Source organism: Methyloglobulus morosus KoM1 (assembly GCF_000496735.2).
Lineage (GTDB): Bacteria > Pseudomonadota > Gammaproteobacteria > Methylococcales > Methylomonadaceae > Methyloglobulus > Methyloglobulus morosus.
The window spans coordinates 46,459-70,661 of record NZ_AYLO01000008.1 but is presented as its reverse complement, the minus strand read 5'-3'; the positions used below and the strand labels follow the sequence as shown (position 1 = coordinate 70,661).

The 24,203-nt window shown below is 48.3% G+C and carries 23 protein-coding genes; 20 read left to right on the top strand and 3 right to left on the bottom strand.

The genetic code is table 11. From position 1 onward, the window contains the following. Positions 1-89: 89 nt before the first annotated feature. The 10 genes from MGMO_RS01095 to MGMO_RS01050 all read left to right on the top strand — a co-directional run bounded on the left by MGMO_RS01095 (position 90) and on the right by MGMO_RS01050 (position 6,831). Positions 90-296: an AbrB/MazE/SpoVT family DNA-binding domain-containing protein gene (locus MGMO_RS01095; protein ID WP_023493160.1), complete on the top strand. Its 207-nt coding sequence runs from the start codon at positions 90-92 to the stop codon at positions 294-296. Then, positions 293-652, top strand: coding sequence for a type II toxin-antitoxin system VapC family toxin (locus tag MGMO_RS01090; protein WP_023493159.1), 360 nt, complete (start codon positions 293-295; stop codon positions 650-652). The genes MGMO_RS01095 and MGMO_RS01090 overlap by 4 nt, the downstream gene beginning before the upstream one ends. Positions 653-732: 80 nt before the next feature. After that, the gene (gene sufC, locus MGMO_RS01085; RefSeq protein WP_023493158.1) at positions 733-1,494 is read left to right on the top strand and encodes a Fe-S cluster assembly ATPase SufC; all 762 of its coding nucleotides are present in this window, start codon (positions 733-735) and stop codon (positions 1,492-1,494) included. Continuing rightward, entirely contained in the window at positions 1,494-2,879 is a 1,386-nt protein-coding gene (gene sufD, locus MGMO_RS01080) for a Fe-S cluster assembly protein SufD (RefSeq protein ID WP_023493157.1), read from the top strand. Before sufC ends, sufD begins: the two co-directional genes overlap by 1 nt. Next, a complete protein-coding gene (locus tag MGMO_RS01075) occupies positions 2,870-4,105 on the top strand; it encodes a cysteine desulfurase (protein ID WP_023493156.1) in 1,236 nt (411 codons plus the stop codon). Before sufD ends, MGMO_RS01075 begins: the two co-directional genes overlap by 10 nt. Before the next feature lie 3 nt (positions 4,106-4,108). Beyond that, positions 4,109-4,660 carry a DUF6155 family protein gene (locus tag MGMO_RS01070; protein ID WP_023493155.1) on the top strand — a complete coding sequence of 184 codons (552 nt, stop codon included), beginning with the start codon at positions 4,109-4,111 and terminating at the stop codon, positions 4,658-4,660. Between the two features lie 79 nt (positions 4,661-4,739). Next, the gene (gene sufU, locus MGMO_RS01065; protein WP_023493154.1) at positions 4,740-5,192 is read left to right on the top strand and encodes a Fe-S cluster assembly sulfur transfer protein SufU; all 453 of its coding nucleotides are present in this window, start codon (positions 4,740-4,742) and stop codon (positions 5,190-5,192) included. A 61-nt stretch (positions 5,193-5,253) separates the two neighbouring features. After that, positions 5,254-5,694: a GFA family protein gene (locus MGMO_RS01060; protein WP_023493153.1), complete on the top strand. Its 441-nt coding sequence runs from the start codon at positions 5,254-5,256 to the stop codon at positions 5,692-5,694. Positions 5,695-5,717: 23 nt separating this feature from the next. Then, the gene (locus MGMO_RS01055) at positions 5,718-6,494 is read left to right on the top strand and encodes a class I SAM-dependent methyltransferase (protein WP_023493152.1); all 777 of its coding nucleotides are present in this window, start codon (positions 5,718-5,720) and stop codon (positions 6,492-6,494) included. A gap of 16 nt (positions 6,495-6,510) precedes the next feature. Further along, positions 6,511-6,831 carry a non-heme iron oxygenase ferredoxin subunit gene (locus MGMO_RS01050; RefSeq protein WP_023493151.1) on the top strand — a complete coding sequence of 107 codons (321 nt, stop codon included), beginning with the start codon at positions 6,511-6,513 and terminating at the stop codon, positions 6,829-6,831. Positions 6,832-6,958: 127 nt separating this feature from the next. Here the strand turns inward: MGMO_RS01050 and MGMO_RS01045 are convergent, their stop codons facing one another. Then, the gene (locus tag MGMO_RS01045; protein WP_023493150.1) at positions 6,959-7,711 is read right to left on the bottom strand and encodes a hypothetical protein; all 753 of its coding nucleotides are present in this window, start codon (positions 7,709-7,711) and stop codon (positions 6,959-6,961) included. 253 nt (positions 7,712-7,964) lie between these two features. Between MGMO_RS01045 and MGMO_RS01040 the strand changes: the two genes are divergently transcribed. From MGMO_RS01040 to MGMO_RS00995, 10 genes are all read left to right on the top strand, one after another. Further along, positions 7,965-8,867, top strand: a complete 903-nt coding sequence (locus MGMO_RS01040) for a cation diffusion facilitator family transporter (protein ID WP_023493149.1) — start codon at positions 7,965-7,967, stop codon at positions 8,865-8,867. A gap of 221 nt (positions 8,868-9,088) precedes the next feature. Beyond that, complete coding sequence (gene dapA, locus MGMO_RS01035; RefSeq protein WP_023493148.1) at positions 9,089-9,967, top strand: 4-hydroxy-tetrahydrodipicolinate synthase; 879 nt, start codon at positions 9,089-9,091, stop codon at positions 9,965-9,967. Positions 9,968-9,976: 9 nt separating this feature from the next. Then, positions 9,977-10,771 (top strand): outer membrane protein assembly factor BamC, encoded by a 795-nt coding sequence (gene bamC, locus MGMO_RS01030; protein ID WP_023493147.1) that lies wholly within the window; start codon positions 9,977-9,979, stop codon positions 10,769-10,771. Between the two features lie 160 nt (positions 10,772-10,931). Then, the gene (purL, locus tag MGMO_RS01025) at positions 10,932-14,819 is read left to right on the top strand and encodes a phosphoribosylformylglycinamidine synthase (RefSeq protein ID WP_023493146.1); all 3,888 of its coding nucleotides are present in this window, start codon (positions 10,932-10,934) and stop codon (positions 14,817-14,819) included. 41 nt (positions 14,820-14,860) lie between these two features. Further along, entirely contained in the window at positions 14,861-15,286 is a 426-nt protein-coding gene (locus MGMO_RS01020; RefSeq protein ID WP_023493145.1) for a hypothetical protein, read from the top strand. Positions 15,287-15,323: 37 nt separating this feature from the next. Continuing rightward, entirely contained in the window at positions 15,324-15,818 is a 495-nt protein-coding gene (locus tag MGMO_RS01015) for a low molecular weight protein-tyrosine-phosphatase (RefSeq protein ID WP_023493144.1), read from the top strand. 16 nt (positions 15,819-15,834) lie between these two features. Further along, positions 15,835-16,554 carry a dienelactone hydrolase family protein gene (locus MGMO_RS01010; RefSeq protein WP_023493143.1) on the top strand — a complete coding sequence of 240 codons (720 nt, stop codon included), beginning with the start codon at positions 15,835-15,837 and terminating at the stop codon, positions 16,552-16,554. 46 nt (positions 16,555-16,600) lie between these two features. Beyond that, positions 16,601-17,950 (top strand): ABC transporter permease, encoded by a 1,350-nt coding sequence (locus MGMO_RS01005; protein WP_023493142.1) that lies wholly within the window; start codon positions 16,601-16,603, stop codon positions 17,948-17,950. Continuing rightward, positions 17,934-18,233 carry a TIGR02450 family Trp-rich protein gene (locus MGMO_RS01000; RefSeq protein ID WP_023493141.1) on the top strand — a complete coding sequence of 100 codons (300 nt, stop codon included), beginning with the start codon at positions 17,934-17,936 and terminating at the stop codon, positions 18,231-18,233. The genes MGMO_RS01005 and MGMO_RS01000 overlap by 17 nt, the downstream gene beginning before the upstream one ends. A 52-nt stretch (positions 18,234-18,285) precedes the next feature. Next, entirely contained in the window at positions 18,286-19,896 is a 1,611-nt protein-coding gene (locus MGMO_RS00995; protein ID WP_036306440.1) for an ABC transporter ATP-binding protein, read from the top strand. Between the two features lie 93 nt (positions 19,897-19,989). On the opposite strand, the gene MGMO_RS00990 is transcribed toward MGMO_RS00995, so the two are convergent. Together MGMO_RS00990 and MGMO_RS00985 are read right to left on the bottom strand one after the other, a co-directional pair. Then, positions 19,990-20,916, bottom strand: coding sequence for an ExeA family protein (locus MGMO_RS00990; protein WP_023493139.1), 927 nt, complete (start codon positions 20,914-20,916; stop codon positions 19,990-19,992). A gap of 411 nt (positions 20,917-21,327) precedes the next feature. After that, entirely contained in the window at positions 21,328-24,162 is a 2,835-nt protein-coding gene (locus MGMO_RS00985; RefSeq protein WP_023493138.1) for an Hsp70 family protein, read from the bottom strand. Positions 24,163-24,203: the final 41 nt, after the last annotated feature.

Below are 24,203 nucleotides of genomic sequence, written 5' to 3'. Positions count from 1 at the left end.
AGGGCGGAATAGCGAAGCGTATTCCGCCGTATGAAATTAAACGAATAACATCTAAGAAAATTATTGCCTCAATTTGAAGGTTTGAACTTATGCAAACAGTTACCATTTCGCCAAAACTCGAATTGCCGTTGCCAGCAGCTATCTGCGAGGCTCTGCATATTAAGCCGGGGCAACAAGTGCAATTGCTTCAATTCGGCGACCGGATTGAGCTGATTCCACAACGCAATATCAAGGAAGCTAGAGGTTTTTTAAAGGGCATTGACACCTGCATTCAGCGGGAAAATGACCGAATATGAATGTTGTCGATTCATCCGGTTGGCTGGAATATTTTGCTGATGGCAAAAACGCGGATTTTTTCTCTGCCGCTATAGAGGATATTGAAAACCTTATCGTCCCCGTTATTAGTTTGTATGAGGTATTTAAGCGCGTAACCCAGCAAACCAACGAATCACAGGGATTACAAGCCATTGCTTTAATGCAGCAAGGTAAATGTGTCGATCTAAACCCTGAATTAGCAGTATATGCTGGCAAACTTTCTATCCAACATAAATTACCGATGGCCGATAGCATTATTTTGGCGACAGCTTATGGCTTTCAAGCAACATTGTGGACGCAGGACAAGGATTTTGAAGGGATTCCTGGTGTGAACTAATCAGAGTAAGACTTGATTTATTGATTCTGTGCAAAGTTTGGAAACGAACAAAGAAATTTAAAATTTAATAGGTTGTAAAAATGCTCCTTATAGAAAACCTCCACGTCAGCGTGGCTGACAAACCGATCCTGAAAGGGATTGACCTCGAAATCAAAGCGGGTGAAATCCATGCCATCATGGGGCCGAACGGTTCCGGGAAAAGTACGTTGTCGCATGTGCTGTCCGGCAAAAGCGGCTATGAAATCACCCAAGGCTCGATTACTTATCAGGGCCAGGATTTAACCGACATGGCACCGGAAATCCGGGCGCGGGAAGGCATTTTCCTGGCGTTCCAATATCCGGTGGAAATCCCTGGTGTCAGCAATATATATCTGTTGAAAGCAGCGTTGAATTCCGTGCGTAAGCATCACGGCCAACCGGAAGTGGATGCGATGGATTTTCTGACCTTAGTGAAACATAAGGTCAAGATGTTGGAAATGGATGAAAAATTTCTCTATCGCGCCGTCAACGAAGGCTTTTCCGGCGGTGAAAAGAAACGTAACGAAATCCTGCAAATGGCAATCCTTGAGCCTAAGCTGTGCATCCTTGATGAGACGGACTCCGGCCTGGATATTGATGCCTTAAAAGTCGTGGCGGATGGCGTTAATTCTTTGCGTTCCGAGAATCGTGCCTTTGTGATGATTACCCATTATCAGCGTTTGCTCGACTACATTAAGCCTGATTTCGTGCATGTGTTGGCGCATGGGCAGATCGTTAAATCCGGCGGGCCTGAATTAGCCTTGGAGCTGGAAGAAAAAGGTTACAGTTGGGTAGAAACCAGTCAGCCGGGGGTGGCTGCTTAATGGCAACAGAATCCACCAGCCGCTATGTGGCTGAATATGAAGCGATAGTGCCGATATTGCCAGGGCAAAATTTACCTTGGCTGCAGCAATTACGAAAAGATGCCTTAGAAAAATTTTCCGCAAACGGCTTTCCTTCCCCCCGTGAGGAAGAATGGCGTTACACGAATGTGTCCGCTATCGAGAAGAAGTGGTTTGCACCGGTGTTGGACTCCGTGTCGAAGCCTAACCTACAGGCTCTTGATGCAAATTGGCTGAAATCACAACGACTAGAAGATGCTTGGTCGGTGGTGTTGGTCAATGGTCATTATTCCGCAGAGTATTCTCGGTTAGATGGTTTGCCTGAGGGCGTTTTAATCGTGAGTATGGCGGATGCCTTAGAAAAACAGCCGCAAATGGTCGAAAAATACTTAGGGCAAGCGGTCAATAATCAAGAGCATAGCTTCGTCGCCTTCAATACCGCATGGTTTACCGATGGCATATTAGTGCATGTGCCAGCCAAACAAATTTTAGCCAAACCGATTCAATTGCTGAATATCGTGACCGAAGCCGATGTGATGGCAACGACACGCAATCTGGTCATCATTGCTGAAAGTGCCGAAGCCCAAGTGATAGAAACTTTTGTCGGATTGGGTATCGCCAGGGATGGCGTGTATGCCGCAAGCCTGCCTGGAACAGGTGCGGCGAATGCTTATCTGACGGCGGCAGTCACGGAAGTGTTTGTCGAACAAAACGCCCAGTTAACGCTTTATAAAATGCAAACAGAATCGGAAAAAGCCTACCATTTTGGCGGTATTTACGTTAAGCAAGCGAAAGATGCACGGTTTTCCCATCACAACTTTGCCTTGGGTGGATTGTTGGCACGTTGCGATATTCATGCCGATTTGGATCAGGCATCGGAATGTACATTGAATGGCTTGTATCTAGGCGTAAAACGCCAGCATCTGGATAACCATACACGAATCAATCACCTTAAGCCCCGCGCCATCAGCAGGGAAATGTACAAAGGTGTGTTGGATGACCGTGCCAGAGGCGTTTTTCAGGGACGGGTCATCGTTGCGGAAGATGCCCAAAAAACCGATTCGCAAATGAATAACCGTAACTTGTTGTTATCGGATGATGCCGAAGCTGACACCAAACCGCAATTGGAAATTTATGCCGACGACGTTAAGTGCGGACACGGCGTAACCGTCGGCCAACTGGACGAAAAGTCGATTTTCTATCTGCAATCCCGCAGCGTCGACGAAGAAACGGCCCGGAACATGCTGACCTTCGCCTTTGCAAATGAGATGGTGGATAAAATCAAGATTAGAAGCTTGCATGACAAAGTGTTGGAACAGGTGTTGGTACGGTTTCCGCAGGAAGGAGTTGAGAAAGAGTGGCTTTAACATCGTTCCCAGTTGAACTTATCCGCGCCGACTTCCCTATATTGGCCGAAAAAATCCGCAACAAACCGCTGGTATATCTCGATAATGCCGCCAGTTGCCAAAAGCCGAATGCGGTTATCGACAGCATCAGCCATGTCTATAGGCACGAGTACGCCAACATCCATCGGGGTGTGCATACCTTAAGCGTCCGTGCGACCGACAAGTTTGAAGCAGCACGGGAGAAGGTGCGCGGCTTTATCAACGCAGCCAGCAGCAAGGAAATCATCTTCGTGCGCGGCGCGACCGAAGCCATTAACCTGATTGCCCAAACCTACGGCAAGGCTAATATCAAGGCGGGTGATGAGATTGTGATTACCGCCATGGAACACCATTCCAATATCGTACCCTGGCAAATGCTGTGCGAACAAACGGGTGCGGTGCTGAAAGTTGCCTCGATGAATATTCAGGGCGAATTACTTTATAACGAATTTGCTTCCTTGTTGAATAACAAAACCCGACTGGTTGCTGTTGCCCACATGTCGAATGCGCTGGGTACGATCAACCCGGTCGAACTTATTATTGCTGCTGCCCATGCCCATAACATCCCCGTCATGCTCGATGGCGCACAGGCGATCCCGCATCTTGCCGTTGATGTGCAGGCGTTAGATTGCGATTTCTACGTCTTCTCAGGCCATAAATTGTACGGGCCGTCCGGCATCGGGGTGATGTATGGTAAGCAAGCCTTGTTGGAAGCCATGCCGCCGTACCAAGGCGGCGGCGATATGATCAAGACCGTCAGTTTTGAAAAATCCACATACGCCGGATTACCGCATAAATTTGAAGCGGGCACACCCAGTATCGCCGATGTGATCGGCTTAGGTGCGGCTATCGACTACCTAAACGAAATCGGCATGGCAAACATCGCCGCTTATGAAGCTGAATTGCTGGACTATGCCACACAACAAGCCAAGCAAATTAAAGGTTTAAGGATAATCGGCGAGGCGGGAGACAAAGGCGCTATCCTGTCTTTTGTGCTGGATAGAATCCATCCTCACGACATCGGTACCATGCTGGATAGCTTAGGGATTGCGATAAGGGCAGGGCATCACTGCGCCATGCCGGTAATGGAGTTTTACGGTGTACCCGCCACGGCGAGAGCCTCGTTTGCCATGTATAATACTAGACAAGAAATTGATGTGTTGATGAATGGGATAGAATCTTTGATAGATGTGTTTGAATTAAGTTAAATCATGGCCGAGAAATTATCGCTAACAATATTAAAACAATTGTTAAAAACCAAGACCAATATGGACTTGATCGAAGATATTGCCTCTTTGTATAAAACATTCCCGCAAGTAAAAGAACACTATCAAGCTAAATTTTCAGGGGGCGATGACTCGGCAATCCAACGCAAGTATAAAAACATTGTTAGGGCTGAGTTTGTGCCAGGGTTTAAAAAAGAATATCCTGACGCGCGGGTTTCAATTGCCCGTAAAGCGATTTCTGAATACAAAAAAGTGGCAGTATCAAAGTACGGCATTGCCGACATCATGCTGGCTTATGTCGAATCCGGGGTTGTTTATACCAATGAGTTTGGTGATATTGACGAACCGTTTTACAACAGCATGGTGAGTATGTATGAAAACACCTTAAAATTTTTGCTCAAGGAACAAATGCTTGCTGAATTCGAGGATCGCTTGCTTGCGGTCGTCAATAATACACGTGGAATCGGCTGGGGTTTTCATGACGACCTGAGATATTGCTATGAAGAGTATGTCCATATTCGGCATAAAGATCAATGACACCAAAAACTTAACCATCTTCTATTTAAGCCTGGAAAAGTTCCCTTATAGTTCGTCCAAGATAACCTAATAAACAATCATGTTTGAAGATTTACGCGACCTCTACCAAGAAGTCATATTCGACCACAACCGCAATCCGCGCAACTTTCGGGTGATCGCGGATGCTGACCGGAAAGTGGAAGGTTTCAACCCCTTATGCGGTGACCGCTTGACGTTGTATTTAAAAATGGACGGCGACAGGATCGTCGACGCCAGTTTTCAGGGTTCCGGCTGCGCCATCTCGACCGCTTCCGTATCACTAATGACCGAGATTATCAAAGACAAAACCGAAGCGGAAGCCGAAGCCTTATTCAAGACTTTCCACGAAATGACAACAGGCAAAAGCGAAGACATCCAATTGGAAGCGGTCGGAAAGTTAGCTGTTTTGGCTGGTGTACGCGAGTATCCGGCACGCGTAAAATGTGCGACCTTGGCATGGCATACGTTGGATGCGGCGTTGAAAAACCAGCAGCAGCCGGTTTCGACGGAGTGACATTATTTTGCATAAATTTAGCGATACTGGGCCAAGTATCTTTAAGCAACAAAGTTAAACCATGGATAAAATCGACAAACGAATCACCGGCGGCTGCTTATGCAAAGCCGTACGCTATGAGATCAACGCAGCACCGATTACCACGCGGGTTTGCTGGTGTCGGTTGTGCCAATATATGGCTGCCGGCAATGCGACGGTCAACGTGACCTTTCCCAGCGCTGCTATGAGCATAAGCGGCGAGACGCGGGATTTCCCCAGTGTTGCCGACAGCGGCAATCAAATGCACCGCCGCTTCTGCCCAGTGTGCGGAACGCATCTTTTTAGTTCAGCGGAAGTGCGGCCACATCTCATTATCGTACGTGCCGGTACGCTGGACGATCCTGAAATTGCAAAACCGGAGATCACTATCTGGACTTCCGAGGCACCTGGTTGGGCGTGCATTAGCGATAGTATTCCGCGTACGGAAGGACAGCCCCCGCCACCTGATGCCAGTAAAACCTAGTTCGGCGATTTAAAGCATTACAAATGCAGTGTGATTGGCGAGACAAGATTGCCGTTCTTTACGATGGACAGGATGATATAGCCGCAATCGAGCAATTGGCAACAAAGCTGGGCATAAGCTTGCTATCCAGCACAGAAATGGGTTTAAACAAAGAGCTGCAGTTTTGGCTAAGCTGGCGCGAAGGCCGCTTGTCTTTACTGGATAAGGACAGTATTAAAAGCTCGGGTTTGACCGTTGACATAGAACATCGCCAAGGTGAGCAACGGACTTGGCCTATGCCCAAAACCGGAGCATTCGCGCAAGCGATAGGAAAGAAAACTCAAACCGTGGTTGATGCCACTGCGGGCTGGGGACAGGATAGTTTGGCTATGTTTCGTATGGGCTATCGGATTACCAGTATCGAACGCAATCCGATTATGGCGGAATTATTGGACGATGCTTATCGGAGGCTCGCCCAGCAAGATTGGGTGCAGCGCTTGGGACTCGAACTGCCCACTTTGCTGAAAGGTGATGCGCTAGCCTGTTTAACCGAGTTAGTCGATCAGCCCGATTGCGTTTACCTTGACCCCATGTTTCCGCCGAAGCGCAAAAAATCAGCTTTAGCAAAAAAATCCATTAGGGTATTGCGGGATTTGGTGGGGGATGATAGCGATAAGGAGCAGTTGTTTGCAGCCGCTTATAAAGCGGCAGGTAAGCGCGTCGTGGTGAAAAGCCCAGATTATGCCGAGCCATTGGGCGGTAAGCCGAATGATAGTTTTCACGGTAAACTATTGCGCTATGATGTATATTTAAAATGTTAACCCAGGTGTTGATAAAATGTCAGTATGGATCAATGCAATAGAACAAACGGCGTTAGCTGAAGGCGGACATATTGTCGTTGATGTTGACGGGGTCAATGTTGCCGTCTTCAAAATTGGCGGCGAATGTTACGCGATTGAAGATGTGTGCAGCCACGATGGCGCACCCATAGCGGACGGTTTGATAGATGGCGACCAGATTATTTGTCCTCGGCACGGCGCACGATTTTGTATTAAAACCGGTGCGGTGAAATCCCCTCCCGCTTATGAAGACATTGCCTGTTTCCCGGTCAGGGTTGAAAATGGCCTAGTGCAGGTCAAGGATGAATATTCCAATTGAATGAACCAAGGTTATATATAAGTGGCTTAAAAACAACTGATCTTGATTTTGTCGATATGGTCACGCCAATTGGATTCCAAAGCAGGGGCCTGCTTTGGAATCTCTGCTGCAATGATGGTTACGAGATTTAATTTTGCCTAAAAGAGTAGCGGTTACGTCGTTGCCGCCGAGAATCTTTACATTCGCTTCGGATTTCGTCATCCATAGAAATATCGTCGTTATCACTAGAGTGACGATCCCGCCGATGCCCTCTAAAATCTTTTTTACAATCATTCGGGGCAGGGCTGCCCAATGTAATGTCATCATAAAATGTGAATTCCCTTGGGCCTTCAAACACGACTGATCGAGCCTTGCCATAGAATTTCACACCAATGGAATCCCAATGGCAATAACCACCACCAGGGTCACCTTGGCAATTATTATTTTTGAAGTTAACGGCGAGATTTAAGGATGCTAATAAATTACCGGTTCCATCCAAGCCATCATAAATGTTTACAACTGCATCAGCAGAAGAGCTATAGAAAAAAGAGAAGCCTGACTCGAAACCTGCCTCCACGTTCATGGTTGCAACGCCACCTTCCCTAAAGATCAGGGCAGTACTGGCCGATGGTTCATTGGCGAAAAGACCGCTGAAATTTAAGCTGACATCTTCATCAATTATTCCGTCAGCGTCATTCGAGAACTGAACGCCGTAATCAATGCCGGAGTTGCCCACTCGCACTCCATCAGCACCCCCATTGTAAAAGTCGTTTATTGGCGTCAAATCGCCGATTCCCTCAAAGCTTAAGACAATCTTGGCAGCGTAAGAATTGCCCGATGAAAGAGCCGCAACCAATATAAGTCCTAACAGAGATTTTTTTGATAAACTAAATATTCCCATAGAATGTTATGCCTTTGAAAAACATTTAAAAACGAAATATTAAATCGCACACATGATTCATGCGGATAATATGCTTCATAGCTAGATGCAAAATTATTAGCTAGTGCTATTCTTTCAAGGCTATTGAATATTAACAATACGTATAATTACTTACAGCTTACGCTTACATGCTTAGATATAATCAAAATGAGTGGACTTAGGTGTATATTTTTACACTAACTTTTTACCAAAAATTTTAACAAGCCCCAAATATATGTCGGATAATAACTCAATTAAAGCAGTGCTATATGCATTTACGGCCAATTTAGGTATCGCCTTAGCGAAGAGCGGCGCGGCCGTTTGGACAGGTTCGGGCTCCATGTTGGCTGAGGCGATCCATTCTTACGCCGATTGCGGCAACCAAGTGTTATTGGTAATCGGTATGAAGCGTTCTGCAAAGGCGGCAACCCAAAAACACCCCATGGGCTATGAACGCGAGTCCTATATCTGGTCAATGATGGTCGCATTTATCCTGTTTTCAATCGGTGGCGTTTTTGCGATCTATGAAGGTTGGGACAGGTATCATCATCCCCAAGCCATAGAGAATGCCAAAATTGCATTGCTGGTTTTGTTGGCTGCAATCATCATGGAAGCCCTTTCGTTGAAAGGTGCGTTGTCGGCGATGAAGGAAGAGAAGGGGAAACAATCACTTTGGCAATGGTTTAAAACGACCCATTCCAGCGAGTTGATGGTAGTGACGGGCGAAGATATCGCCGCTTTGCTGGGCTTGGTGTTTGCACTGGTTGCTTTGGGTTTAACCGTTATGACCGGAAATACGGCCTTTGATGCCTTAGGTTCCATGATTATTGGACTATTGTTGGTTACAGTCGCAGCCGTGGTTGGTGCTGAGATACATTCGCTCTTGATAGGGGAATCTGCCGAAGACGTTCGGACCAGCATACAGACTTACCTGGAAGCCCAGGCTTGTGTTATGCGGGTGCTAAACGTTTGGGCAATTAACCATGGTAATTCTGTCATGGTCGCCATCAAAGCGGAATTAAAGCCCGAACTGTCAGTCCATTCTGCCGTCCAAGAGATTAACGCCATGGAAAGGCAGATCAAGCAAACCAACAGCCGCGTCAAATGGATTTTCTTTGAGATTGACGACAAGGATTAAATCTTTAACCGCCCCTTCAGGTGTAGGGGCAAAGCGAAGAGTAATAAAACAAGGAAAATGCTTTAAATCCACCTTCATCCCAACTTTTTGCCCAAACGCGTAAGATGTGCAGGCACGTCAAATTGGCACGACCCTTATCCATACCTTTTTAAACGATTTGCTTGTTATAATGCCCACTATAAAGAAAAGTTTAAAAATAGCCATTTTGATCGAGAGAATAAATGATTCAAGGTAGTATCGTCGCTTTAGTCACGCCCATGGATGAAACTGGCGCGGTGGATTGGGCAAGCTTGCAGAAATTAGTCGAATTCCACATAGCGCAGGGTACGGATGCCATCGTAGCGGTCGGCACGACGGGTGAATCTGCCACGTTGGACGAGGACGAACATTGCGATGTCATCAAGGCTACCGTGGATTATGCGCAAGGCCGGATTCCCATCATCGCCGGAACGGGTTCAAATTCCACCACTGAAGCCATTACCCTGACACGCAGGGCGAAAGATGTGGCCGCAGATGCCTGTTTGATCGTCACACCGTATTATAATAAGCCGACCCAAGAAGGCTTGTACTTGCATTATAAGGCCATTAGCGAGGCCGTTGATATTCCTCAGATTCTATACAATGTCCCTGGGCGGACGGCTTGCGATATGTTGCCGGAAACTGTCGGACGGCTATCGAAGTTACCTAATATTGTTGGTGTTAAGGAAGCGACTGGGGATTTGTCCAGAATAAAAACCATCCGGGATTTGGCCGGTGCACACTTCGCCGTCTATAGCGGCGATGATGCCACCAGCCGTGAATGCTGCTTGTTGGGCGGCAACGGCACGATTACCGTCACGGGTAATGTCGCCCCTAAGTTAATGCACGAAATGATTATGGCGGCCATTAAGGGCGACGCAGAAACCGCGTTGGCGCTCGACAACAAACTGGCAGGATTGCACAAGCAGCTATTTATCCAAGCCAATCCCATACCCGTAAAATGGGCGGTGGCTGAAATGGGCTTGATGGGCAAGGGTATCCGTTTGCCGTTAACTTGGTTGACGGAAGATTGTTTTGCCCCGGTACGTCAAGCCATGCAGCAAGCCGAGATTAGAGTGTAGTGCCATATTATGAATAGGATAGGCATTTGCATTGTTGGTTTTACCGCGATTTTGTCGGCTGGTTGCAGTTATCTGGAAAGTTACTTTCCAGATAAGGAAAGGGATTACCAATACACTACCGAAATTCCGTTGATCAATTATCCGGCTGATTTAAGGAAAAATAAGTCGGCAGAGAACCCGAGTAGCGATGGTGTTGCGGAAACACCCTCCCCAGCCGAAAATCTTGAACGTAGCGAGGTCGGCACAACGACAGATAATGCAGATCAGCCGCCAGCAACTGGTGCGTTGTCGGAAAACGCCCTGGAAACTACACCTTCCGCTACCCCGGAAGTATCCAGCACGCCCATAACGCCAGCCGCAGAATCCGATGGGCGGGATATCGTTTTATCCGTGCAAATCGTTAAATATGACGACGGTGAAAGCCGATTGCGTTTAGGGGCGGGATTTTCAAAATCCTGGCGCGTAGTCAATAAGGCATTGAGCCGCAATACCATCGAAGTCACTGAACGGAATCACGATAAGGCACAAATCGTTATCCAGTATGATCCCGACGAAAAAAAAGCAAAAGACGATTCATTTATGGATGAAATTATCTTTCTCTTCAAGGGAATCGGCGTAAATGACAAGACATTTGTGCTCAAGCTCGAAGAGCATGGCCAGCAAACCGATACGATCGTCCTGAATGAAGAGCATTTGCCGATGCTCAACGATGAAGCCGCTTTGCGCTTGTTGAAACTGATGGCGGATACCATAAAAGCGGATTTGGCTAAAAAATCACAGCCAGATAACGAAAACAATCCGTAAGCTTTTTTAGCGAAATAAAAGAAAGTGCTCAGCCTTCGGTGCGAGAACCCGATTAAATCGAATGTCGCGGTGGCGATACAATAACACTAACTTTTCGTCATTCCAGTTACCCAGTATCTTTTGTGATGCTAATCCCTAATTTTTAGCCGTCCTCACCCACATGCTTAAACTCCCAGGTTCAAACGCCTTATCAGATTTTCGTATCCGTCCGCTGAATTCTCAGTTACGAGAGATAGAGGGTGGCGTCACTTTGAAAAGCGCACGATTTATTCATTTTGTCGATGCGGGCGAAGGTTTGAAAGACCAGGAATTGGAAATATTAAGCCAATTGCTTTCTTATGGGACAGCAGTCGTCAAACAAGAACCTTTTGATGCTTTGATTCCCGAAAAATGGCTGGTCGTGCCACGGGCAGGGACGATTTCACCTTGGTCCAGCAAAGCGACGGAAATTGCCCAACGTTGTGGCTTGAATTCCGTCAGGCGTATCGAGCGGGGCATTGAGTATTCGATAGTGGCAAATACCGGCTTATCTGAGGATACTAGAAAACGCTTATCGGCTTGGCTGCACGACCGCATGACCCAATCCGTCTACTTTGGCGATATTCCAACCGATTTTTTTGCGGAGCATAAGCCAAAGCTATTGCAGTCAGTCGATATTTTGGGGCAAGGCCGTGGTGCGTTGGTATCAGCCAACACGCAGTTGGGCATGGCCTTATCCGAAGATGAGATCGACTACTTAAGCGCCAGCTTTACCGCACTGGGCAGGAACCCGACCGACGTGGAATTGATGATGTTTGCCCAAGCCAATTCCGAACATTGTCGCCATAAAATTTTTAACGCGAACTGGACGATAGACGGCATCGAACAGGCACAGACTTTGTTCGCCATGATCCGCAATAGCACAGCCCTTAGTCCAAAAGGAGTTTTAACGGCTTATAGCGATAACTCTTCCGTTGTTGAAGGCGCGAACACCCAAGTTTTCATCCGCAACCCCATGACCGGAGAATACGGCTATACCGAAGAGGCGGCTCATTTGCTCATGAAGGTTGAGACCCACAACCACCCCACGGCTATTTCGCCTTTTCCTGGTGCAGCAACGGGTTCGGGCGGGGAGATAAGGGATGAAGGCGCAACAGGGAGAGGATCCGCGACCAAGGCCGGGTTAACTGGATTTTCGGTATCGCACTTGCTTATCCCAGGTTTTCCGCAACCCTGGGAAAAGGACCACGGTAAACCTGAACGCATAGCGTCCGCCTTACAGATTATGTTGGAAGCCCCGTTGGGCGGTGCGGCATTCAACAATGAATTTGGTCGGCCTAATTTGGCAGGGTATTTTCGCAGTTTTGAACAAGCCGTGATGGGTAAGGATAATGAATACCGGGGTTACCACAAACCAATCATGGTAGCAGGCGGCATGGGTGCGATTCGTCCCATGCTGGTGAACAAGCAGCCGATACCCGCTGGTTCGTTGATTATTATCCTGGGCGGCCCTGCCATGCTGATTGGCCTGGGCGGCGGCGCGGCTTCGTCACAGGCTTCGGGGTCAGGTGCAGAAGACCTGGATTTTGCCTCAGTCCAGCGTGAAAACCCTGAAATGCAGCGGCGCTGCCAGGAAGTCATCAACCATTGCAATGCCTTAGGTGACGAATCGCCGATTATTTCTATCCATGACATTGGAGCCGGCGGCTTGTCCAATGCCGTGCCGGAAATCATCCATGATTGTGGTCGTGGCGGACAGTTTGAATTGCGCCACGTCCAAAATGCCGATCTGGGCATGTCGCCCATGCAAATCTGGTGCAATGAAGCCCAGGAACGCTACGTCATTGCCATTAAACCCGAAGCGTTGGAACTGTTTGCTGCATTTTGCGAGCGGGAACATTGCCTGTATGCCGTTATCGGCAAGGCGACTGAACAAGAACATTTAACACTCAGCGATTCATTATTAGGGAATAAGCCCGTCGATTTGCCCATGTCCGTGCTATTCGGCAAGCCGCCTAAAATGCACCGCAAGGTTGAGCGTTTCACGGCCTCCAAAACCGAATTGGATTTGGGTGGCGTACGACTGGATGAGGCGATCAAACGGGTTTTATCTTTCCCGGCAGTCGCCGACAAAAGTTTCTTGATCCATATCGGCGACCGTTCTGTTACCGGCCTGGTTGCCAGGGACCAAATGGTCGGCCCTTGGCAAGTGCCCGTTGCCGATGTTGCTGTCACCGCATCCGGTTTTCATGCGCTTACGGGTGAAGCGATGGCGATGGGTGAACGCGCGCCCATCGCCGTTATCGACGCGCCTGCATCAGGCCGGATGGCGGTGGGTGAGGCGATTACCAATATTGCCGCCGCCAGTATTGATGCATTAGGGGACATTAAATTGTCCGCGAATTGGATGGCGGCGGCAGGCACTCAAGGCGAAGATGCGGCTTTATTCGATACCGTAAAGGCCGTCGGGCTGGAATTATGCCCAGAACTGGGCATTGCCATTCCTGTGGGCAAGGATTCCTTGTCGATGAAGACGGTTTGGCAAGACGATCAGGGTGAAAAGACCATGACCGCGCCGTTGTCGTTGATTATTACGGCATTTGCGCCCGTGGATGATGTCGCTAAAACCCTGACGCCGCAATTGCAAGATGTCGCTGATAGCGTGTTGATCCTGGTCGACCTGGGTTTAGGGAAAAATCGTTTGGGTGGGTCGGTGTTAGCGCAGGTTTATCGACAGATGGGTAATGTCAATCCTGACCTTGACGATCCGAGTTTATTGAAAGGCTTTTTTAATACTATCCAAACCCTAAATAAGCAAAACAAGCTGTTGGCGTACCATGACCGTTCGGACGGCGGCCTGTTGGCGACCGTTGCAGAAATGCATTTTGCCAGTCGATTAGGTGTTGATTTATGTATCGATAATCTTGGCGACGATGTGTTGGCAGCATTGTTCAATGAAGAATTGGGCGCAGTTATTCAAGTATCACGTCATGACACCAATGAGGTTATCGGTTTATTTAAGCAAGCCGGATTTTCTGGCGGAGTCCATATTATTGGCGGATTAACCGAAGGCCAGCAGTTGTCGATTTTTCGTGCCGATAAGGTCATCTACTCGTCTAGCCGCGCTGAGTTGCAATCTGTTTGGTCGGAAGTGAGTTATAAGATGCAAGCGCTTCGCGACAATCCTGACTGTGCATACCAACAATTTGAGCGAATTAAAGATAACGATGATGTCGGATTGCATGCGAAACTGACCTTTGATGCCAATGACGACATTACCGCACCGTATATCAACACGACAAAACCTAAAATCGCTATCTTGCGTGAGCAAGGCGTAAACGGTCATGTGGAAATGGCGGCGGCATTTGACCGTGCCGGATTTGCCTGTGTCGATGTCCACATGAGCGACATCATCTATGGACGGGTGAGTTTGGCTGGATTTGTCGGGCTTGCCGCTTGTGGCGGTTTTTCTTATGGCGATGTGCTGGGTGCAGGTGGCGGTTGGGCCAAATCCATTTTGTTCAACCCACGCGCCAAAGATGAATTTACGGCGTTTTTTGCGCGGCAGGACAGTTTCGGCTTGGGTGTATGCAATGGTTGCCAAATGATGTCGGGTTTGACTGAGATCATCCCAGGATCAGGACATTGGCCGCGCTTTGTGCGTAACACTTCAGAACAATTTGAGGCCAGGGTGGTCATGGTGGAAGTCCAACCGTCGCCTTCCTTGTTATTTTCCGGTATGGCAGGTTCCCGCTTGCCCGTGGTGGTTGCGCATGGCGAAGGACGCGCTGTCTTTGAAGGCGAACCTTCAATTGTGGCCAACGCCAATAAAGTTGCATTGAGTTATGTGGATAATTACGGCAAGATAACCGAAGCATTTCCGGCAAATCCCAATGGTTCACCCTTAGGCATAACCGGATTGACGACAAGCGATGGACGCTTTACCATCATGATGCCGCATCCTGAACGGTGTTTTAGGACAATACAGAATTCCTGGCATCCGCAGGATTGGCAGGAAGATGGCGGATGGATGCGGCTATTCAGGAATGCCAGGGTATGGATAAGCTAAGGCCAGATCATCAGATTAATTCTCCTACTGTCAGGTAAGGTATGAATAACAGGCAGATTTATCAGAAATTCATTTTTCATCTGAGTTTGCTTGGTATTACCATCAGCGTTTTGGTCGGTTTTTACGATGTAATTTTCGGCCATATATTGGAAGCTTTACATCTCTTGTTTGAAGTCGTCGAAATGGCGTTGGACAAGCTCATTGAACATACGTTTGAAACAGAGCTTCATGAAACGCAATTGATTGTGTTTTATATTTTGCTCGTGCTGGTAGGGATCTTAATATATTTTTTATGGAAAATGCTGGTGCAACTTTTTAGGAGTGCAGGCCACCGTATGCAAATCGAATGGACGGAATTTGTCGGGGCTATTACCCAGGATTGGCAAGCGATGACTGTCACTGACCGGGTGCTTCTTGTTTCAGCCTTTTTGCTCGTCAATTACTTGGCGTCCTTTCTGCTGTTTTAATCCCGTTACTTAGCCATTGCTTATACGTTAAAAAATTATGGAAAAAATCAAAGTACTTTTCGTCTGCATGGGCAATATCTGCCGATCACCAACTGCAGAGGGCGTATTTACAAAAATCATTGCCTCAAAAAATTTGGCTGACCGATTTACTGTCGATTCAGCGGGGACTCATGCTTACCATGTCGGTAATCCACCGGACGCACGAGCCCAAAAAGCCGCTTTGAAACGCGGTGTGGAATTACAACATTTACGTGCCAGAAAGGTTCATGGCAGCGACTTCGAATATTTTGACTATGTGCTTGCCATGGATGACGACAATTATTCAATACTGTTTCATGAGTGTCCCGATGAGCATAAGGCTAAGGTTAAGTATTTTCTCGATTATGCACCGCATTTAGGCATCCGTGAGGTCCCCGACCCTTACTATGGCGAAAAGCTGGGTTTTGAGCGGGTCTTGGATATGGTGCAAGAAGCTTCTTTGGGCTTCTTGGAGTCCTTACAAAAATCGGGCAAACTCAGTGTAAGCAATTAACGGTGCGAGGATAAGCATGGCGATCATCGAAAATACTGTCGTTTACCTGGATGGAGACGTGGCATTGGAGGCTTTCTTTGCTTTTGACGATAGCGTAACAGGCCGACGACCTGCGGTGCTTATCAGCCATGCCTGGGGTGGGAGGGATGCTTTCGTTGCGGATAAGGCCAGGAAATTGGCCGAATTGGGTTATGTGGGTTTTGCATTGGACATGTACGGCAAGGGTGTTTTAGGGAGCGGTGCGGAAGAAAACGCTAAGTTGATGCAACCCTTTTTGGCGGATCGGAAGAAATTACAGGACCGAATGAAAGCCGCCTTGAATGCTGTTAAGCAATTGCCTTGGGTGGATGACAAACTTATCGCCGCGATGGGTTTTTGTTTCGGCGGACTGTGTGTCCTGGATTTGGCGCGGACGGGTGTGGACATTAAAGGTGTGGTGAGTTTTCACGGCTTGCTCGGCGCACCGGACAATACCAAAGGCAACCTTATCAAGGCAAAAATCTTGGCCTTGCATGGACGCGATGACCCGATGGTGCCACCTGAGCTAGTGCTTGCGTTCCAGGAAGAAATGACCCAAGCTGATGCCGATTGGCAATTTGTATCGTATGGACATACCGTCCATGCTTTCACCAATCCCGTTGCCAACGATCCCGGTTTTGGCACGGTCTATCAGGCCGATGCCGATAGGCGTTCGTGGATAGCCATGCGAAATTTCTTTGCTGAAATATTCGCGTAAGGTTCGTTATTGAACCCGTCTAGCAAATTAAGTTGAAACTCCTGCCATGACCTTATTGTGGACCGACGCGTTGATATTCCTGTTATTGCTGGCATCGGTCAGTATCGGGTTTTACCTGCACGACAAACCGCATATCCAACGTCCGCTCAATAAGATAGCCCGCAGCAACGTGGGCATGGTGTCCTTGGTGGTGTTGCTGTTCTTCCTGTTGGTCGGCCTGCTCGATTCGCTTCATTTCAAGCCGAAGCAAGAAGGGAGCAACGAGATTATCAGCCTGCTGGACTACTGCGCTACCCCATTGCGGGAGCAGTCCGAGAAGACTTATTCCGCGCCGTTTGCCACAACTTTGTACAGCAAGGAGATGATAGCAAAAGACGGTGATAGGGTTTGGGATTATCCGCGACTGGTGTATGGCGGCAAGCATTTGGCCGATCCAGGAAAAGGGAAGCTGGGCGATATTTTGCAAAAAGCAGGGCTCGGTTTCTTGCTGGGTGTGGCTTTTTTCATTGTCTTTTTGCTCTTATCGGCCGTCATAAGCTATTTGCGATATGGGGCAACGCCCGCGTTTTTTGCCTTACGCCCCGTCATGTTAACCCTATTCACGCTTATCGTGATAAGCGCAATTTTTAGCTACCTGTCACTTTATTATCATGTGTTAGGGACAGATAAAGTGGGTGAAGATGTCTTTTACCAAGCCGTTAAAAGTATCCGTACCGGCTTGGTCATTGGTACGCTGACCACGCTTATCATGTTGCCCTTGGCGATCTTGTTCGGCATCCTGGCCGGATTTTTTCGGGGTTGGGTGGATGATGTCATCCAATACCTCTACACCACGCTTAATTCCATCCCCGGCGTATTGCTGATAGCGGCATCGGTATTGATGGTGCAAGTGTACATGGCAAACCATGAGTCCGCATTTACCAGTGTGATTGTCCGTGCCGATATGCGCTTGCTGTTCCTGTGCATGATTTTAGGCGTGACCAGTTGGACGGGCTTATGTCGTTTGCTCAGGGCGGAGACCTTAAAGCTGAGGGAAATGGAATATGTGCAAGCTGCCTACGCATTGGGTGTGAAGCAACATGCCATTTTGCTGCGCCATATTTTGCCTAATGTGATGCACATCGTATTGATTTCCGTCGTGCTGGATTTCAGTTCCTTGGTATTGGCGGAAGCCGTGCTGTCGTATATCAATATTGGTGTTGATCCTACGACTTATAGTTGGGGCAATATGATTAACGGCGCGCGCCTGGAAATGGCACGCGAACCTGTCGTGTGGTGGTCATTGTCCGCTGCCTTCGTATTTATGTTTGCCCTGGTATTGGCGGCCAATTTGTTTGCCGATGTCGTGCAGGATGCGTTTGATCCGAGGAGCGCGGGCAATGAAAGCTTTAAATAAACCGACGGGCAATCGAATAAATCCCGCTAAATTGTTGTTGAGCAAATGGACGGCGGTCACACCACAAGATAAGGAAAAACATTTTCTGGTCACGCGTACTAGTGAAGATGGGCAAGGTGTGGTAATCATACCAATCCCAATAAATTCTCGTATTATTCCTTCTCCAGAGGGAGAAGGTCAGGATGAGGGGAATTCAAATAAAAATTTATTGGGATTGGTATCACTTGCATCGTCGAAGCAGTGCTTACGCATAACGAATATGAAATGGTTTGGCAAGAACTGAAAGACCATACACAACGGTTAGCTGGATGGCGTTAAATACTGAAAATAACACTATGACTGAGCCATTGCTTTCCGTCGAAAATTTGAGTGTCCGTTTTGGCCGATCCCAACCGGTTGTCGATGACATCAGCTTTACACTTTATGCGGGGGAAACATTCGCCCTCGTCGGCGAGTCGGGTTCTGGGAAATCGATTACGGCTTTGTCGGTACTTAGATTGCTGCCCAATAACGCTACTCTCAATGCCGCGTCGATTAGCTTGCAAGGCGAAAACTTATTAAAGCTGTCCGAATTGGAATTGTGCAAGATCCGTGGTCGTCGTATCGGCTTGATTTTTCAGGATCCCATGTCATCGCTGAATCCAGTCATGACCATAGGCGACCAAGTTGCAGAAGCCGTCCGACAACACTTTCCCCTGTCCAATAATGGGGTACAGCGGCGTGTATTGGAATTGTTGCAGCAAGTTGAACTGCCGGAGCCGCAGCAGCGGATAAAGGACTTTCCCCACCAATTGTCCGGCGGCCAGCGGCAACGGGTGATGATAGCGATTGCCTTGGCAGGCAAGCCGGATTTGCTGATTGCGGATGAGCCGACGACATCGCTGGATGTGACGATCCAGGCGCAAATATTGGCCTTACTGAAAAGCATCCAACAGCAAACTGGCATGGCACTGTGGCTTATTAGCCACGATCTTGCGCTGGTTTCCACGATGGCGGATCGGGTCGCCGTGATGCAACACGGTAAAATTGTTGAATCTAGCTCTTCATCGGACTTATTTACGCAAGCCCAGCACCCTTACACCCGTAAGTTGCTAGCTGCCCTGCCATCCATGCAAAGCGGCTTGAACCGTTGCCCCGAAGAAAAGCCGCCTTTGCTTCAAGTGGACAATTTTCATTGCCATTATCCGATACGTAAAGGCTTATTCAAGCGCATCGTAGGTTATGTGCGCGCTGTGGACGGGGTAAGCCTTACTATCCAGCAAGGCAAGACGCTGGCCTTGGTCGGTGAATCCGGTTGCGGCAAGACGACCTTGGGAAAAGGTTTGCTCAATTTGATCCCAGGCAGTTTTGGGTCGGTCAAGATTGACGGCTTGGATTTGGACGGCTTACAAGGCGAATTGTTAAGGAGACAACGCGCCAATATACAGATTGTATTCCAAGATCCGTTTTCTTCGATGAATCCCAGAATGCTGGTAGGCGATATTATTGCAGAAGGCATCGGTGCGCTGCATCCAGATATTGACGCCGTTGAGTGCAAGGGACGTGTACGGCAATTGCTGCAGCAAGTCGGTTTGCCCGAAGATGCCGCATTGCGTTACCCGCATGAATTTTCCGGTGGGCAACGGCAGCGGATTTGTATCGCCCGTGCCTTGGCGGTAAGGCCAAAACTGATCGTGTGCGATGAGCCGACGAGTGCGCTGGATGTCTCTGTGCAGGCGCAGGTAATCCGGCTATTAAAGGATCTGCAGAAGGAGCAGGGTATCAGCTATTTGTTTATTACCCATGATCTCGCCGTTGTAGCCGAAATAGCGGATGACGTAGCCGTCATGTATCAAGGAAAAATAATAGAGCAAGGTAGTGTCGGGCAGGTGCTTTTCAAGCCCCAACACGCTTACACCAAAAAGTTGATCAGTGCCGTGCCTGTGCTAAAAAAGGAAGTTGCCTGACCAAAAAGCCGACAAATAGTAGGGAAGTTTTATGGGTTTCTGCAAGCCCAACACAAAGGCCATGTGTTGATTATGTACGTGCTTACGCTGCTCTCAAAGCGACCTTGAAATATCGATTTTGGTCTTGTCCAAAATATCCCTGCGTAGACGCTCGGCTTCTGTTGCTCGATCCATCAAGGTGGGTTCTGTCGAAATAGTCCCTTTAAAACGCCTGATACCCCCTGTTTTTCTTTCGTTTACCACTTCGGTAATGGTTTTCCAGCCTATCTTTTTGGTTTCCGCCGCAAAGGCAAAAACCATTGCCAAGTCACAGATGTTGTTGATCAGGCGCGGCACGCCTTCAGTGTAAAAATATATTGCCGCTAATGCCGCCTCATTAAAGATCGTGGAATTGACACCGGCTATCAATAAACGGTGTGCGATGTAGTTTCGCGTTTCTTCGAAATTGAGCGGTTTCAGATGGTATTCAATAGAGATACGCTGTGCAAATTGGACGAGTTCCGGTTGGTTCAGTTTGTCGACCAGCTCAGGTTGTCCGACCAAAATCATTTGTAATTTGATTTGATCCGCTACGTTGATGTTGGAGAGCAGCCTTAGCTCCTCCAATGTTTCAATGTCCATGTTTTGAGCTTCATCGACGATCAAAATGACGCGACGTTGCTTTTTATGTTCTTCGGCCAGGAATCGGGTAAAAATCTGGTAGCGTTCGGCCTTATTTTTGGACTCATGGGGGATGTCGAACGAAGCCAAAACCCAGGTCAACAGGTCGCCAAATGCACTGTGGGTATTGGTGATCAAGCCGACAGTGCATTGGTTCTGGACTTTTTCCAAAACTGCCATGATTAAGGTAGTCTTGCCCGAGCCAATCTCTCCAGTAATGACGGTTATACTGGCTTGGCTTACTAAACCATATCTCAGGGTAGTCAGCGCTTTCTTATGATTGGGGCTTAAGTAGAGAAAACTGGGGTCAGGGCTGAGCGAAAATGGTTTTTTTGTCAGGCCAAAAAAATTTGTGTACATAATTCTAGTTCGACAAACCAGTCATAAAAGATGAGTTAAACACAGACTATATTCAAAGAAGTATAGGCTTTCTTTCCAATTGCCGAACGCGTAGCGCATTTCTATACTAAGTCTTAAAAAAACATGCTAAAAAATAACCAAAATGGCCGGATTGATAGGCATGTTAAGTCCATTTGGTTACAACTATAGCTTGTGCCTTAAAAAAAGTAACGGCATCTATAAAAAATAGCGCTGGAGACGTAGTTAACGAATGCTTTAGTAATCTTAAGCAATAGCTTACGTAAACTTCCAGCCCTTCACAATAAGTGGTATTACCTATATTTCAATTAGCTGTCAGTAAATTGAGGTAAACCATCGCAACAACCAAAAATGCGGTGTTACCTTCTGGTTATACACTTTAACCAAGGCTAGTCAATACGCGGAGTTCGTGTGTATCAGTTTTAATCCCGGCGGTAACGCTTCTCCATAAAACTGGGCCTCATCTTTTTCATCGAGCTTTTTATAATGCTCAACCATTTCTAGCCAAGCATAAGGCGTTTTGCTTATTTTTAGCTTATCAATAATTTTCATGCTGAGCGGTTCATCAATATCACGGACACGATCGCCACTTTTACGGCTTAACAGCATGGCGGCGAAAGCTGCCTGCCGATTCTTTTTCCAGTCTTGCACTAACAAGAGGTCCAACCATTTTTCAATGGTAGCGGTTGGAATCACATCATGGCTATTGCCATAAAAAGGGATACGTGCACCCACGCGGCCTACGGCCCACCATGTCTGTTGGGATTCATTCGCTTTCCCCAATCGTTTGATTAGCCATTCGCCAAGGCCTATTTTTTTGGCAATCGGCAAGCGTTCGAGAACGGCGGCAAGCATGACCATATCGTCATAACTGCGCTGTTTGGCTTGCTTGGCAATGTTAGGTTGCCTACTTGCAGCGGGGTTAATATAGTTAGCAATGTCGGCAAAAACCCGTTCTTGGGTAACAACATCCAAGCCGCCGGCTATGCGCCGCCAGAGTGTCCACCATTCGCTCCAGTTTTGATTGCTGTTGATGAATTGGATGCCTTGGGGATAGAGTTGCCACAGATGCTGGATGCGCCAGTCGTCCAGGGGGCAGCCAAAGCCAGGGCGTAGGCAAAAGCCGATCAGGCTGAGCCAAACCCGTTCGTGGTGTTCCGAACGGCGACGGTATTTATGGCCTTCCCACAATACCGCAAACAATGCCCTGAGCAAGGATGAATCCCATAGCGAGCGGTCACCCAGCAGCCTTTCGAGATCGGAACGGAGGCTTTTGACTGCGTTTGGGTTGATTTGTTTGGATTTAGTGCCGAATACGGCCTGTATTAGCTCGATAGCCGCATTGAATTGGGGGGGTAATTCGGTATTGACCGGAGTCCTGATAGTGTCTTGTTTCCTGATTTGGAATTCCACATCCCAGCGTTGTTGTGGGTTGTCGCCTATCGTTTGGTGTGTTGCCGTTTCCTGGTTTGCCGCATCATTTACTGCAATACATTGAATTTTAAGCGTTCCCAGATCGGTTTGGGTGACACCTAGCTGCACAACCGTTTCGGTGTCTTGATGGGCGGTCTCGGTATCAAACACTACGACAAGTGGGGGCAGGGCATGGAAGTCATCGCTAATTTCGGTAATGCCCCCAGGTTTGAAGGGCTGGTCGCCCGAATATGAAACCAAGTCAAACCGGACGGGTGTGCCGGTACGTAAGGCGAACCGTCGGTCATGCAAAATGATTTCCTTGCCTTCTGCACTACCTTTTGGCAGTACGCAAACTCCGTATTTCGTAGGCGATTTCGTGATCGGTGCTTGCGCCGATACGTTTGTGTCGATCAACAGAAAATAACTCCGCGCCGCACCGCCGCCAATTTTGAGTTTTTTGTCATGTCTGGCGATGGCATAACCGACTGCGCCATACGCCACAGAAATATCAGGGTAGTCGTTCTCAAGCAAGACCAAGGGCTTTGGGCTCCAGGCATTGCATAGGTCAAGGATTCTTTGGGTGATCGTTTGGCTGCGGAAGAGGCCGCCGTTCAGTAATATAGCATCGGGCACTGTCCCTGTGCCTTGCAATGCCTCCAGGGCAGCCTGTTTGTGCAGGTTTAAAAACGCGGCGATATGTTTGCTGATGGCCGGTTCTGCCGCGTACGGCAAACCAAATTCCACCACACCGCTGCGTTTCCTGTCCGGCGTGTCGTCTAATTGGGTGAGCGGGAAGAAGCCGTCCAAGGCGATTCGTTTGACATCGTCCTGAGTCAAAATGGCGGAGCGCGATCCCCCAATCAATTTGGAACCGCCGCCCAATAAGGTAATGGTCACTTGTCCTGGTGCATTTTCTGCCAGCAAGTGTTCCTTGGTGGTGCGGCATTGTTCATTCAACTGGGAAAAATCCGCCGTAGACAAGCGGGACTGGCCTGACTGCAAGCGACTTTCGACGAGATGCGCCAAGGCCAAATCAATGTTGTCCCCGCCCAGTAAAATATGGTCGCCCACGGCAATCCGGGTTAGCTTAGGATCAGTTTGGCCCTGTTTTTCGACTTTTATTAATGTCAGGTCAGTCGTGCCGCCGCCTACATCGCAGATTAACAACAACTGTATATTTTCCAGCGCGTCATGGATATTGCCACTGTTGCGGCGTAGCCAGTCGTAACAGACCGCCTGGGGTTCTTCGAGCAGCCTGACGCTATGGAGTCCCGCCCGGTTTGCCGCTTCCAGGGTAAGCGACCGTGCGGCTTCATCAAAAGAAGCCGGCACGGTAATCACAATATCCTGATTTTCTAAGGGTGCGCTCGGGTTGCGAATGCCCCAAACGGTGCAAATATGCCTGAGATAGCTGGCACTGGCATCGATGGGGGAGACTTTCTCGATGCTTTCATCACTGCCCCAGGGCAGGATCTTGGCATGATGGTCAACCGTGGGATGTGACAACCAGCTTTTGGCGCTGGCCACCAATCGTCCTTTGGACTTCGCGCCCAACAATCGTGCGGCTTCACCGATAACGGCGCGAGTACCGGATTGGGAAAAAACAAGTTCGGCTTCGGAAAGTTCGTTTTCAGCCGGATGATAACGCGCTGACGGCAATAAGGGTTTCGCTTCGACTTGCCCCGGCGCGGTCAGTTGTTCAATCTGGAATAACTGAATGTCTTGCGGGTTGCCGATTTTGGCATAAGCAACCGCCGTATGCGTCGTACCCAGGTCGATGCCGACGTGGTATTGGGGAGATGGGTTTTGCACGGGTTGCTTAAAACTGCTTGGATATGCTTGCGGACAGGGTT

Bases quoted from the DNA above. Each gene is read 5' to 3' on its own strand.
- dapA (WP_023493148.1), top strand. From the start codon at position 9,089: ATGATTCAAGGTAGTATCGTCGCTTTAGTCACGCCCATGGATGAAACT.
- purL (WP_023493146.1), top strand. From the start codon at position 10,932: ATGCTTAAACTCCCAGGTTCAAACGCCTTATCAGATTTTCGTATCCGT.
- MGMO_RS01005 (WP_023493142.1), top strand. From the start codon at position 16,601: ATGACCTTATTGTGGACCGACGCGTTGATATTCCTGTTATTGCTGGCA.
- bamC (WP_023493147.1), top strand. From the start codon at position 9,977: ATGAATAGGATAGGCATTTGCATTGTTGGTTTTACCGCGATTTTGTCG.
- MGMO_RS01045 (WP_023493150.1), bottom strand. From the start codon at position 7,711: ATGGGAATATTTAGTTTATCAAAAAAATCTCTGTTAGGACTTATATTG.
- MGMO_RS01095 (WP_023493160.1), top strand. From the start codon at position 90: ATGCAAACAGTTACCATTTCGCCAAAACTCGAATTGCCGTTGCCAGCA.
- MGMO_RS01020 (WP_023493145.1), top strand. From the start codon at position 14,861: ATGAATAACAGGCAGATTTATCAGAAATTCATTTTTCATCTGAGTTTG.
- sufD (WP_023493157.1), top strand. From the start codon at position 1,494: ATGGCAACAGAATCCACCAGCCGCTATGTGGCTGAATATGAAGCGATA.
- MGMO_RS01070 (WP_023493155.1), top strand. From the start codon at position 4,109: ATGGCCGAGAAATTATCGCTAACAATATTAAAACAATTGTTAAAAACC.
- MGMO_RS01050 (WP_023493151.1), top strand. From the start codon at position 6,511: ATGTCAGTATGGATCAATGCAATAGAACAAACGGCGTTAGCTGAAGGC.
- MGMO_RS01010 (WP_023493143.1), top strand. From the start codon at position 15,835: ATGGCGATCATCGAAAATACTGTCGTTTACCTGGATGGAGACGTGGCA.
- MGMO_RS01060 (WP_023493153.1), top strand. From the start codon at position 5,254: ATGGATAAAATCGACAAACGAATCACCGGCGGCTGCTTATGCAAAGCC.
- MGMO_RS01015 (WP_023493144.1), top strand. From the start codon at position 15,324: ATGGAAAAAATCAAAGTACTTTTCGTCTGCATGGGCAATATCTGCCGA.
- MGMO_RS01040 (WP_023493149.1), top strand. From the start codon at position 7,965: ATGTCGGATAATAACTCAATTAAAGCAGTGCTATATGCATTTACGGCC.
- sufC (WP_023493158.1), top strand. From the start codon at position 733: ATGCTCCTTATAGAAAACCTCCACGTCAGCGTGGCTGACAAACCGATC.
- MGMO_RS01090 (WP_023493159.1), top strand. From the start codon at position 293: ATGAATGTTGTCGATTCATCCGGTTGGCTGGAATATTTTGCTGATGGC.
- sufU (WP_023493154.1), top strand. From the start codon at position 4,740: ATGTTTGAAGATTTACGCGACCTCTACCAAGAAGTCATATTCGACCAC.
- MGMO_RS00995 (WP_036306440.1), top strand. From the start codon at position 18,286: ATGACTGAGCCATTGCTTTCCGTCGAAAATTTGAGTGTCCGTTTTGGC.
- MGMO_RS00990 (WP_023493139.1), bottom strand. From the start codon at position 20,916: ATGTACACAAATTTTTTTGGCCTGACAAAAAAACCATTTTCGCTCAGC.
- MGMO_RS01055 (WP_023493152.1), top strand. From the start codon at position 5,718: ATGCAGTGTGATTGGCGAGACAAGATTGCCGTTCTTTACGATGGACAG.
- MGMO_RS01000 (WP_023493141.1), top strand. From the start codon at position 17,934: ATGAAAGCTTTAAATAAACCGACGGGCAATCGAATAAATCCCGCTAAA.